Source organism: Bacteroides sp. D55t1_190419_B8 (genome assembly GCF_015558905.1).
Classification (GTDB): Bacteria; Bacteroidota; Bacteroidia; order Bacteroidales; family Bacteroidaceae; genus Bacteroides; species Bacteroides vicugnae.
This window is the reverse complement of sequence record NZ_JADMOU010000019.1, coordinates 23,679-36,342: the sequence shown is the minus strand read 5'-3', so window position 1 is coordinate 36,342 and position 12,664 is coordinate 23,679. Positions and strand designations below refer to the sequence as shown.

The window sequence follows — 12,664 nt, the reverse complement described above, 5'->3', positions numbered from 1 at the left end:
TTTTACTTTCTTAATAACTGGTTACCATATCTTCCGAGACACAGATATAGAAATCCGCACGACCTTTATTTTCTTCATCCAGTTTATCCGTGTTTTCCTGACGTACGGAAGTAACCGTCACAACGCTTGTCCCGGGACGATATTGAAGCAGATAGGGAATAATCCCACCTTTCCAGTCGGAATGATAGCTTCCATTAATATGCAGAAATTTGTCTTTCATATTGTGAGCTATAAACCACCCCATTGTAGCATCCTTTACAGCCTGTGCCTGTGCCAACTTATAATTATCTCCGGATTTTTGTCCTCCCATCATATTCATCATGCTAAAAGCTGCCTCACTCTCCTTTTCATCATAATTGAAAGAAATGGGCAAAGGGGCAATGTATCTTTTAGCCTCATCTGACAGTGAATCCAGCACTTCAAGTCCCCCGTTTTTCACTGCATTGGCATAACGGCGGGGTACATTTGTGGCGATAAACGGAATCTTATTCTCTTTAGCAAAATAGACTACCGGAGAATAATCCGTACTATAATTAGGCCACAAACGAGCCTCTTCTTCAAAACGATCGTAAGAAATTTTACGCTGCAAATATTCATTCAGGATCAGTTGGTTATCGCTCTCCATCATTTCTTCTCCCAACATCAGTTTGTCCTTATGAATATGGTAAAGGGAACGGGTTATTTCAAACTCCAGCCAGTGAGTGATAGGACAATTATGCATCTCTCCTAAGAAAACGACATCATACTTCTCCAGTTGCTTTATCAATTGGCTGTAAGTAATTGCTTTCCCCGCATTATCATATAACACGTAGGCAGGCTTGTCCACTCCTACCTGTGCACAGGTTACCATTTGCAGGCAAAAACACCCCCAAATTATAACTAATAAACGCTTAATCATTTGCTGTTTCATTCTTTAATTTATTATTACTCAAATATAATAGCACATAATTATCCAAGTCAATCCATTCTTTGAAAGCTTTACGCAACTCAACCGGAGTTATCTCATCAAGACATTGTTCGTATTGTTCAAAATCAGCTAATGATTCCCCATTTTTAAGTAATCCGACCAGCGTGGTACGCCATGCCGCCGGTGATTTTTCATTCAATGCTTCACGTTTTGCCAAGAGGAAAGAGCGCTTGATGGTTTGTAATTCCTGTATATCTACTTCTTCTTCCTTCAGCCTCTGAAGAATTTCTTTCAACAAACGGTCTATCTGCCCCATATTCCGGTTATCGGCAGAAGCATTTATGTCAAAGTAGAATGTACCCCACGGGATTCCCTCATAAAACAATGAAATATAAGGAGAATAGACCAATGACTCCCGCTCACGCAAGACTGAAATCAGGCGGTTACGAATTACATCTCGCATCAATTTCAACATGAGTGTGTTCTTTTGGCAAGGCTGGTAATGACCGTAAAGTAAATAATCAAACAAGGTCTGTGTCTCGTTATCATTAGGAAATCCCTCTATAAGGGTTTTATCCGGTAGTTCAAAACTAGGATAAGAGTATTGCACCGTATTTCCTGAAACCGGAATTCTTCCGAATACAGACACAAACTGGCGCATGAGCGAATCCGGATTGAAACTACCACATACAACATACGTAGTTCCTTCGGGACGTGTATACAATTTCTTATAAAATCCGGCTATGGAATCGAGGTTCAACCGTTCTGCAAAAGAGCGAATAGATGGACGCATAATAGATGCTCCCATCAATTCATTGATGCGGGCAGACAACTGACGCCCTGAATCCCTTTTCAGCATTTTCTCCAACATGGTTTCTTTCCCTTCATTCTGCATCAATCCCTGACGTATCTCTTCAAAATCTTCGTATTTCAGTTCAGGATCAAAAATCTTCTCATAAATCAAGTTGAAGAATTCCGGCGCATTAGCAGTGGAAGACATTCCCATAAAACCATGCCAATGATTTTCCATGGCTACAGTGATTGACATTTCTTTCTGAAAAAGATATTCTGAAAGAATTTGACCATCTACTTTCGCAAGACCTCCCATATCGATATATCCTCCAACACCTTCTAACAAAGGATATTCTTCGTCGGACAAGGAAGAAGTGCCGAGGGGAGCGAAAGAAGTCAGATACAAGGTGCTGTCAGAATCCTGTGTGGGCTTCATTATTAAACGAATACCATTTTTCAGCTTTACTTCCCTAACCCCCATTTCATTATAGACATTGATATGAGCAATCATCGTAGCATCAAAAGGAGGACGGATAGCCAAACAAGCGGGTGTTTCTACCGGCACTTCCTCTTTTTCTTCCTGGCGAACATAAGTATAAGGTATACATTCTGCCCGTTCACCTTCTGCCCACGCTTCAGCTATTTCCTGTTTTGTCAATGGCATCCCCAACCCCGGATGAGAATTACAGGCAACAAGCATAGCTTGCTTCTGATAAGTAAGCCATTCTTTCAGCAGTAATTGCAAATCGTTATTTTGCACATGCAACATGGCTTCTTTCAATTGCTTCCGCTCCGCCGGGGCAGTCATATAACGATCACCTGATATTACATAATCAGTAAAATCATCACAGAAATAAATAGAAGAACGCGCATCGTCAGGATTGCCTTCAGCTAGCTGATTGCAGAATTGTGTACGGACATCTGCCAGTTCCTCCTTGTCCCATCCTTCACGAATCAAACAGTTTAATTCGGCTACGGCAATAGTTATAGTACTTAGTATTTCGCTCCTGTCGTTTCCCTCTACTGCCAATACCAAATGATTCTTATCGCTCAAATACCAGGAATCAGATAGATCCGCTTTGATGTGACGCCCCCGAAAACGTTGTGTTATTGCCCGAAGCAGTAGACGTCCGGTTTCTTTCTTGACAGCATCGTTTATAGTGCGTTCAACCACACAAGGATGAGGAATCATCAACTCCACTTTCGTATGGTTACGCAACGAATCTCTGACTTCCGATATTTGAATACCTTTTGCATACTCCAACGGATAAATGCGAAAATCTTTAGCCACACGTTTCTTTAATGAAGAGAAACCTGCTTTTATCTTAGCCTCTATCTCATTGGGAGAAATATCTCCCACTACCACTAATGTAGCCAGTGAAGGAGTATACCATTTATTATAATATTCTTTGAGTACTTGAGGGGTCACTTTACGAATATCATCGGCAGTACCCAAAGGGATATGGTTTCCAAAAACACCCTGTCCAATCTTCAACTGATAGAATTCATCATTGAGATCATAACTTCTCAATTCCTCCAGAATGATTCCTTTCTCATTCTCCACTTTCTCCGGAAGAAAAGATATTCCGTCGAGCCAGTCACGTATAATCAACAACGAACTGTCAACAACAGCCTCCTGCCCATGATCTGTGGGGACAGCAAACATATAAATGGTACGATCGTAGCCTGTGAAAGCATTGATATCAATTCCGTATTTCACTCCCTTAGATTCCAGATAACTCACCAATGAACGTTTGGGAAAATGCCTGGTTCCACCAAATGCCATGTGTTCGAGGAAATGAGCACATCCTTTCTGATTCTCCGTTTCCTGAACAGAACCGACACGCATAATCAAACGGAACTCTACCCTTGAAGCAGGAACAGCGTTTTTCAATATTAAATAATGCAGTCCGTTAGGCAAATACCCCTCTACAGTTCCTTTTGGAAGAGAAATCAGAGCAGATTGCGCATACCCAGGTATATACACACACATAGCAGCTATTAAAATAGCTGCTATGGAAACATACTTATACAAGTTCTTATTATTTCTTCTCATAGGTCACTGTTACATGGGTATATCCACCGGCATTCATGTGGTCTATCAAAAATTTAAAGGTCATCTTTTTAGCAGTAAAATCAATACTACCGGTAGACTCTTCAAAATTTTCCGGATCTTCCCAACCATCTTCGTCAATACCTGTATTGCACAAATAATAATCGGGTTCTGCCCTTCCCCCCTGTTCATAGATTTCTTGAGCAGTTGGATCTGTTTTCATCAATTCTTGTTGCCGGGTCCATGCACTAAAAGTATATGAGAACGGAACTGCTTTTATCGGATCACCATAAGAGTCTGTTCCTTCTCCTATATAGTCTACAGTGGCAGTAGAAGAAGTAATATCTTTAAGTTTTATACCGTTCAATGATGCGGAGAAGCTTTCATTGGTATCTTTATTCCAATTAATCTGTTCCATCAAGGTCTGTGATGCCGGTGACTCTGTCCAATACTCGGAGTCTTCGACCGTTTCGGCACGAAATACCCAATATAGATATTCGGTTAATCCCATCGGGTTGTCCACCATTTTCAACACAGGCATTTCAGCCGTAGCCTCCTCACTCAAAGTAATAATTGTTTTCCCGTCGTATTCTTTTGTGAACGCTTGAACAAAAGGAGTTAAATATCCATCTGCAGGACTATTTACCACTGTGTGACAAGAAACGATTCCCAGCCAGTCTGTCAAATCAATGTTATATTTAGTTTTATAGCCTTCAATCAATGCCAATTGTTCCTCGGAAAGTTCCGGTATTTGCGGATCGGGTTTCACACGCACACTTAACACTGCATTCAAAGCCATATTCTCTACAGGAATAGTAGAAATGCCAATCTGAAAATAAGTATCTACAGCCAACAGATTTTTCTGATTGGATACAACTTGAAAAGTCGCTTTCTTCTGACCGGCCTGAATAGTCACCGGATTATTTACCAGTTTTAAAATACCGGCTTCGTCATCCAATACCTCAAAATTAAGTGTAACATCCTGCTCACAAGCTGTAGTAAGATCGACATTTACCGTCAGGGGAGTTGCTTCCGCTTCTTCAATCACCGGATTTTCTGCAGATAAATAAATCTTATTAACGCCTGTATACCCAGTATCTTCTTTATCATCTCCACACGATGTGACAAGAGACAACAGGAACATTCCCATTGTATAAACAAACAGTTTCTTCATTTCTTTTTTCATTTTATTGATTCGTTTATAATTAAAATTATCAGTTCTCTATTTTTGTCCAACCTTCATTCTGTGATACATTCTCATTATACAGATATTCTCCTCTCGGAATGGGGAAAGTCCAACGGTAATCATCCGCCTGAACACGTTTGTCTGTTGCCATCGTACCGGAAGTATTCCAATCGGACAGTACTCCCTTACGACATCGCTTCAAATCAAAATAGCGTTCCCCCTCTCCTACAAACTCTTTCCATTTTTCTTGAAAGATAGCCTTTAGAAGAGGCTCGCCGGACAACTGCGTATCCAACAAAGTGGCATTACGCTGTTCCAAATACCGGTTCATCACCCCGACAGCTTGTCCATCGTGCCCCTTTCCGTCACGACAGTATGCTTCCGCCAGAATAAAACAGGCACCAGCCACACGATATTTATTGATATATTGCGGCTCTATCTTCTCCCAGTTCATTTTATTATATTTACCCAAACAATTCTCCATCGTCGTGTTGCCCAATGCATCATCCGTCATTTCTTTGGTAAATACAGATGCTCCCGAACGAATATCTCCATCAGCATACAAGGTTATCAGGGAACTATTCACTGTCATGTAATCCCCTTTATGTGTATCATAATTTATACCGGTATAATAGCTGCTGTTTGTAAACAAAGAAAACACCCGTTCTGCACAGGACGAATTGCTCCACAATGTAGCATACACCGTTTCACCAAGCACATCATAGCCGCCTTTTTCATCGATCACCTTTTGTGCATACTCTGCCGCCTGCTCATAATTATGAGCATACAGTTCCAATTCCGCCCACATATAATAACCGCTATACTGTGAAAACCAATAAACATCCGAAGGATTATTCTCCACCGTCAAGGCCTCCTTGAGCAACTCACGAATGGCAGTCACACATTCCTCAATGCTCGACCGATACAGAAATTCCAATTCCAGCTGATCCTTCAATATGATTCCATCCTTTTCCGGCCCGTCTTCATAATCCGGTGCAAAAAGCCGGAGAAGATTGAAGTAGCAATAAGCTTTCAACAATTTCGCTTCGCTCACCACTGCTTGCAGTTCTTTCGTCTCTTCAGTTGTAGATACCGATATGCCATCTACACGTTCCAACACTGCATTCGCTATAGCTACCGCCGCATAATAGTCAGACCAGATGGAAACGGCGAGATCTTCTATGGGTTGCGTCTGCCATTTATAAAGATTATTCAAACTCGCATCCCGGGAAATCCAGGAAGTTGTTTCAAAATCATCGCCTAATACCGATAAGTCAAATTCCGGACTTGGCAACTGCTTGTAAGCAGTAGCCAACAACTCACGGGCAGTATTCGGCGTTGTTATGGCATCCGGATCCGAAAACTGATTTTCATACGGAATATTCAATGAGCAGGCAGTGAAACAAAGTGTCAGGAAAAGACTGCCTATCACAGTTTTGATCCGACTTTTATTTATCATTTTTACAATCATCATATCCATCCATGTTTAGAAAGTCAAACTCAAATTAATGGTTAACACTGGCTGCATCGTACCCGCCAACGAACCTGTTTCCGGATCAGATTCCTTATAAGGAGTAATCATAAACAGATTGGATGCCTGGAAAGCAACGTTGGCATATTTAATGAAATTACAGTTCTTCTCCAGAAATGTGTGCGGAACACGATAACGCAATGACACCATTGACAGTTTCAGATAATCACTCTTTCCAACAGTTTCCGTATTCGGATAATCCAGTGAGGCGATAGCCGAAGAACTGTAAAAAGGAGAATGGTACGTCTTTCCTTCATCTCCTTTCTCAAACCACATATTCTGCAATTGCCCTTTTATGGCATTTTTATTAGCGTCATCGGAAGAGCGGACGTATGAATAACTATAAGATTTAACTCCGCCAAATACATAATAGAAATCCATATCCAAATCAAAATCACGATAAGAAAAACTTAAATTGAATATACCACTGTAAGGAGGGGTCGCATGACCCAAAGCTACAATGTTCTCTTTCGACGGATTTTCCGTGGCTGGTATTTCGCGCCCGTCTGCTCCCTGAAATACGGGAAGGCCTGTAATCGGGTTAATCCCCAACGACTTCAATCCATAAATCATATCATACGATTTTCCTATCTCATAATCAGGAATAATAGCTTCTTCACTTGCATATAAGCGATCGGCATAATATAAATCGACTACCTTATTACGATTGTACGCCAGTGATCCGCGTAGCGAAAGACGCCAATCAGAAGTATCAAGTACTTTCAGGGAAGCGCTCAATTCGTAGCCTTCATTGCGCAGCACGCCAATATTGCGTTTCATCGTGCTGAATCCATTAGACAACGGAACCGGAACATCAAGCAAAGCATCGCTTGTCTCACGCCGGTAAATGTTGGCGTCCAAAGTCAGACGTTTGAATAGTTCAACCGACAAACTAATATCCGTAGATGCTGTCTGCTCCGCTTTCAGATCGGTATTATAAAGTGCGAGTAACTGCAGGAGACGTGCATTTCCATAATAATCAATCGAATAAGAAAAAGTACCAATCGTTGATGAAGCAGACACTCCCGCCAAATTAGCCATTCGCCCGTAAGAAGCCTTCAAGTTCAAGCGGGAGATTACATTATTATCTTTCAGAAAAGGATACTGGCTGATCGTCCATCCCAAACCGATAGCCCATGCGGCATTCCAACGTTTGGATTCAGGAAGGATAGAAGAAGCGTCCGCTTTGTAGGTCGCGAAAAGATCGTAAGTATTATCAAAACTATATCCCATCACCAGCCCCACTCCCAGTTGGGCAGTCTTTTCCTTATAAGAACCGACCACAGGTTTTCTATTACCGGAAATAGACTGGTTGATAGCGGATGGTGACATTTGCGTACCCACTCCATATCCTGTAATAGAAACATTATCCGCATCCGTCATATAATAATCCATATTCCCGCCAATAGTAAAATCATGTTTCTCCGCAAATATCTTGTTATAAGTGATGCGGACATTCGATGAAACATTCGTTGTCACGTTTTTCTCTTTGGAGAGCTTTCCACGCTCTGCTTCATCCACCCCGCTGTTTCGTTCGCTGATAGAAGTAGAAGGCACCAGCGTCATGCCTTCATTCAAAAGCATATCAATACCTGCTACAGCATCGATACTCAATCCTTTCAGAGGTTCCAAATTCAAACTCCCACTTACTCCACCGCGTTTGTCTGTCGATTTACTGTTGTACTGACTTAACAAATCATTATAAGTGTAATCTGAAGTTTCATTAGAAAAAGAAACTAATTTTCCCGTCTTTGTTTCATAAGGATTGAGTTGATAGATCAAATCGGTAGGAGAATATGAACTTCCATTCGGCGTATCTGTTTCAGAATATCCCGCATTGGCACTTAATGACAAATATCCCACCCTACCCAGTTGCTGGTCAAGACTCATAGTGGCAGTAAAACGATGTGTATCATTCCCCGGCACACGTCCTCCTTGCTGGGCATAATTGGCAGATACATAATAAGACGTTTTTTCCGACCCGCCTCTGACACTCAGATTATGACGTTGATAGGTATTTAAATGAATCAGTTCGTCGAACCAGTCAGTATGAATGATGCGCAAAGAATCGAGTATTCCCTGCCCTTCGGCTATCATTTGGTTCAAATTCGGATCATTGGCGAAATACTTCCTATAGTAATCCTCACTGTACCGATAACCGGGAGTAGAACGATTTTGTAATCGGCGCTCCAGTTCCAGTTTCTCGTCCGTATCCATCATCTCGACTCCCCTGCGTCCACGAGTAGTAATACCCATATTGAAACTGTAACTGGTAGTTGTACGTCCATCGGGATTCCCGCGCAAGGAAGTGATTTCTATTACTCCATTGGCGGCTTTGATACCATACAAGGCACATGCCACAGCATCTTTCAACACCTTTATTTCTTTAATGTCCGCCGGGTTAAGGGTCATAAAGGCATCGGATGAGATTACCTGTCCGTCCATTACATATAGTGGTTCATTCGCAGCATCCCCTTCGCGAAAAGACGAGTTTCCACGAATACGAATTTCCGGCTTCGAGCCCAAATCACCTGTATTGGTAACAATCAGTCCGGGAACACTTCCTTGCAATGCTAACGACATATCAATCATAGGTTTGCTATTCAGACGTCCCATATCTACATTCTGCACTACACCGGATTTTGCACGAATATCCAACTCATTGATATTCTGCCGTGCCACCACGACCACCTCATCCAATGATTTGGCATCCTGCTGCATAGCTGCATCCTGTATATTCTGTCCCGTATACTTTTCACGGACATCTTTCATTCCGATAAAGGAGAAGATAATCATGTCTCCTTTTTTCCATCTTCCACGCAACTGATAGCGTCCGTTAGCATCAGTCACCGTACCAAATTGAGTATTTCCAATACGAACCGTAGCGCCAGGAAGTGGTTCTCCCTGATGATCTGTGACCATACCAGTCAGCACAATGTCTTTTTGTTGGGCATAGGTAGCTTGAAAACTAATGGCAGAAATGAAAATAACTACAAAAAAAGAAATAATAAATGCTCTCATTTTAGCGTTTTGTTATAAACAATTATCCGGACCGCAAAATTAAATACTTAATGCGGCCCGGACAATCGCAACAAATTGCTATATTATTTCTTAGTAATACCTAATAACAGTTATTTTTAGTTTCACAAGAGATACTTTTATCTTCAAATTCGAGTGTCACATGATGAATATCCGCTTCTTCCAACTTATTTTTAATTGAACATTTTATCTCTTCCATTCTCTCTACGTCATCAATGACAACATGGGCTGTCAGGGCAGTTTCCGTTGTGCTCAATGCCCAGATATGTAGATGATGGCAATTCTCCACACCGGGCTGTTCCATGATAAGTTGCTGTATCTTTTGAGCATCTATCCCCACCGGCACTCCATCCAATGACAACCGGAGGCTATCGTGAAGCAATCCCCAGGTAGAGACAATAATAATAACAGCAATGCCAAGTCCGATAATCGGGTCAATGATACTCCATCCCGTATACGTAATAATAATACCGGAAGCAACTACACCGACAGATACCAGTGTATCTGCTGCCATGTGCAAGTAGGCTCCTTTCACATTCAGGTCCTTATCTTTATCTTTCATGAAAAGCCATGCAGTAAGCGCATTGATGACCACTCCCACCCCAGCTGTCCATGCGATAGCGGAACCATCAACCGAAACCGGATGAAATAATTTGTCTATGCTCTCGGCAATAATAATGCCGACAGCAACCAACAGTATAACTGCATTTAATAAAGAAACAAGTATCGTACTCTTCTTATATCCATACGTGTAACGACTATTAGGGTGAACTTTCTCCAACCGGAAAGCTAACATGGCAAGCACCAGACTGGCTACATCACCCAAATTATGCCCGGCATCGGAAAGTAACCCCAAAGAATTATAATAAAATCCTACTCCGAATTCTACTATGACAAAAGTAATATTCAGAGCAATACCTATGATAAAAGCTTTATTGAGCGATGTCAAACGATGACTATGTTCGTGATGATGAGGTTCCATTATATATATTGTTATTATATCTAATTATATAAAAAACATCTTATCAGGAGATTAGTTCATCCCTTTCCGCTTTTGGCAGTATTAACGGCTGGCAAGTTTTTCCAGAAATTTGTTCCGGTCTACCATATAACGTATATGTATTCCTTCTCCGAGCAATCGTTTTTCTAACATAATTTCTGATTCTATATTTTAGTTATGACTATTCTTCTTTTTAGCTGACTGGTAGAACAGAAATGCCAACAGAACAAAGAAAGCCAAAAGTATCGTAATCATCTCTGTCGTATATGCCATTGGTTCTACCCATATTTCATGAAAGATATTCCAGCGTCCCAATACTTCTACAAAAGTCCAGAACACTACTACCGTAGCAATAGAAAAGCGCATGGCATATCCCCATTGAGTGATTTTCAACAGGCGTTTAAACATAAAAAACGAACCTGCCAGACAGCCGAAAGCAACTATAGCAGTAACAGGACTATGCTCGCCGACAAAATTCTCATCATAACAGAAGAGTAGCACGAGATAGCTCGTCCACATGATGAGATTTAACTCCATAAAAGTAACAATCGAGGTATGACGTGTCATCGGCCGTACTACAATCGTGGTGGTACTCTTACGGAAAAAGACTTTTTGAAGATAGGTAAAGAAGTCGCATCCGCTTTTTATACTGAAAATGTAAATCAGCATAAACATCACCCAAAAGCCGAAGGAGGAAGGCATAATTAAATATTCCGGTTTTGTCACGACTTCACCGGCAGCGTTCAGCAATGGTTGCACTTCATAACGATGTGCATAATATACGTAGATAAACTCTATCCATCCGGTCCAAAAGAGTAGTCCTCCGAATAATCCCCATAACGTCTGTCGTGTATCTCCTTTTGCAAACACTCCAATAATCACCATCACCAGACCTGCTGCTCCCATCGTGAAAGCCGCATAGTGAAGAGCTGTGGATGAGAGCACATGCTCCATAAAAATCATTAATGCATGCCCCAACGGCATAGTAAACAATACAATCAGGAAAGAAGTAATCCCTGTCAATACACTTTTTCTACTGTAACCACCTTTCATTTTCTTCTTATTTTGAGTTTTTAATCATCAATTTAGTAAAAGACTGCAAAAATAACGAGTTAAACCACTCCTCCCAATACCTACTTATAATTAAAGCCCTTTCATTTTTTCATTTCTTTTAGGTATTTCCCCTGTATATATATCCCTGTAACTTTGCAGCTGGAAATTTAATTAATCATTATCTATCAAAATTAAGTATGAAAATCTTAAACTTTTGGATGGTTGCCCTTATGGCACTATCTCTTTCTTCTACTTTCGTTTCTTGTAGCGACAACGACGACGATGAATCTAATCTTGCCAAAGAAATAGCAGGAGCTTATAAAGGTTATTCAGTCGGCGCATGCAATATGTTCTCTGATTATTTGTTGGGGGATGAATCCACTGCAACAATCACTGCCAACGAAGATGGTACCATCAATTTGGTATATAAATCCGGATCCGGAGATTTCACTCTGAATAATTTAAAACTTTCTTCTAATAAATCTTTCAGCGGTTCCGGTGAAGTTGCCATGTCTATGGGCGGCAGCACAGGCGGTAGCTACGACTACACATTAGAAGGTAGTGTAGATGGTTCTAAAGTGTTAAGTTTGAAAGCCAATGTTGATATTCCTGTACCTATGGGAAAAATGGAGATTGATTTCATACAAGGAGAAACTCCTGTTGGTTATTATATAAAAGATACTTATAAATACCAAACTAATTTATCTCTTTCAGTCACTATTCCAGGAGGAAATACCACTGAATCTACTGAGGATTGCAAAGTTATCATCGAAAACCCAACAGGCAGTACAGTAGATGTTACAATTAGCGGCTTCAATAACACAAGTGGTTCTATGAATTATTTTGAAAAGTTCACCGTAAAGGGAGTAAATGTTACTAAAGCAAACGACGGTAGTTACTCACTCAATATCGATAGCTTTGAAGCAGACACCCAAAAGACTACAGGAGAAATTCTGGCAATCACCGGTACGAGTTTAAGTGGTACTGTTAAGTCAGACGGAACAACTACTATTACTGTAGTTTTTAAACCGGGAAGTATGCCATGGGACATTACAGCAGATTTTACTGGAAGCAATACTAACAGCGCACAATAAACGATTAAA

The 12,664-nt window shown here is 40.9% G+C and carries 8 protein-coding genes; 1 reads left to right on the top strand and 7 read right to left on the bottom strand.

Annotation, left to right across the window (positions count from 1 at the left end; translation table 11 throughout):
- Window positions 1-10: 10 nt before the first annotated feature.
- The 7 genes from I2I13_RS15910 to I2I13_RS15880 all read right to left on the bottom strand — a co-directional run bounded on the left by I2I13_RS15910 (window position 11) and on the right by I2I13_RS15880 (window position 11,561).
- Window positions 11-910 carry a ChaN family lipoprotein gene (locus I2I13_RS15910; protein ID WP_148367628.1) on the bottom strand — a complete coding sequence of 300 codons (900 nt, stop codon included), beginning with the start codon at window positions 908-910 and terminating at the stop codon, window positions 11-13.
- Complete coding sequence (locus I2I13_RS15905) at window positions 891-3,755, bottom strand: pitrilysin family protein (protein ID WP_195649952.1); 2,865 nt, start codon at window positions 3,753-3,755, stop codon at window positions 891-893. Before I2I13_RS15905 ends, I2I13_RS15910 begins: the two co-directional genes overlap by 20 nt.
- On the bottom strand, window positions 3,742-4,938 hold the full coding sequence (locus tag I2I13_RS15900) for a DUF4929 family protein (RefSeq protein WP_148367626.1): 1,197 nt from the start codon (window positions 4,936-4,938) through the stop codon (window positions 3,742-3,744). Before I2I13_RS15900 ends, I2I13_RS15905 begins: the two co-directional genes overlap by 14 nt.
- 28 nt (window positions 4,939-4,966) lie before the next feature.
- The gene (locus I2I13_RS15895) at window positions 4,967-6,412 is read right to left on the bottom strand and encodes a RagB/SusD family nutrient uptake outer membrane protein (RefSeq protein ID WP_195649951.1); all 1,446 of its coding nucleotides are present in this window, start codon (window positions 6,410-6,412) and stop codon (window positions 4,967-4,969) included.
- 12 nt (window positions 6,413-6,424) lie between these two features.
- A complete protein-coding gene (locus tag I2I13_RS15890; protein WP_195649950.1) occupies window positions 6,425-9,490 on the bottom strand; it encodes a SusC/RagA family TonB-linked outer membrane protein in 3,066 nt (1,021 codons plus the stop codon).
- Between the two features lie 100 nt (window positions 9,491-9,590).
- On the bottom strand, window positions 9,591-10,490 hold the full coding sequence (locus I2I13_RS15885) for a cation diffusion facilitator family transporter (protein ID WP_148367623.1): 900 nt from the start codon (window positions 10,488-10,490) through the stop codon (window positions 9,591-9,593).
- A 189-nt stretch (window positions 10,491-10,679) separates the two neighbouring features.
- Window positions 10,680-11,561 carry a hypothetical protein gene (locus tag I2I13_RS15880; RefSeq protein ID WP_148367622.1) on the bottom strand — a complete coding sequence of 294 codons (882 nt, stop codon included), beginning with the start codon at window positions 11,559-11,561 and terminating at the stop codon, window positions 10,680-10,682.
- Window positions 11,562-11,758: 197 nt separating this feature from the next.
- Here I2I13_RS15880 and I2I13_RS15875 point away from each other — a divergent pair, with 197 nt between their 5' ends.
- Window positions 11,759-12,655, top strand: coding sequence for a calycin-like domain-containing protein (locus I2I13_RS15875; RefSeq protein WP_229128657.1), 897 nt, complete (start codon window positions 11,759-11,761; stop codon window positions 12,653-12,655).
- Window positions 12,656-12,664 lie beyond the last annotated feature (9 nt).

Excerpts from the sequence above, each read along its gene's own strand:
- I2I13_RS15910 (WP_148367628.1), bottom strand. The coding sequence starts at position 910 with ATGAAACAGCAAATGATTAAGCGTTTATTAGTTATAATTTGGGGGTGT.
- I2I13_RS15905 (WP_195649952.1), bottom strand. The coding sequence starts at position 3,755 with ATGAGAAGAAATAATAAGAACTTGTATAAGTATGTTTCCATAGCAGCT.
- I2I13_RS15900 (WP_148367626.1), bottom strand. The coding sequence starts at position 4,938 with ATGAAAAAAGAAATGAAGAAACTGTTTGTTTATACAATGGGAATGTTC.
- I2I13_RS15895 (WP_195649951.1), bottom strand. The coding sequence starts at position 6,412 with ATGATGATTGTAAAAATGATAAATAAAAGTCGGATCAAAACTGTGATA.
- I2I13_RS15890 (WP_195649950.1), bottom strand. The coding sequence starts at position 9,490 with ATGAGAGCATTTATTATTTCTTTTTTTGTAGTTATTTTCATTTCTGCC.
- I2I13_RS15885 (WP_148367623.1), bottom strand. The coding sequence starts at position 10,490 with ATGGAACCTCATCATCACGAACATAGTCATCGTTTGACATCGCTCAAT.
- I2I13_RS15880 (WP_148367622.1), bottom strand. The coding sequence starts at position 11,561 with ATGAAAGGTGGTTACAGTAGAAAAAGTGTATTGACAGGGATTACTTCT.
- I2I13_RS15875 (WP_229128657.1), top strand. The coding sequence starts at position 11,759 with ATGAAAATCTTAAACTTTTGGATGGTTGCCCTTATGGCACTATCTCTT.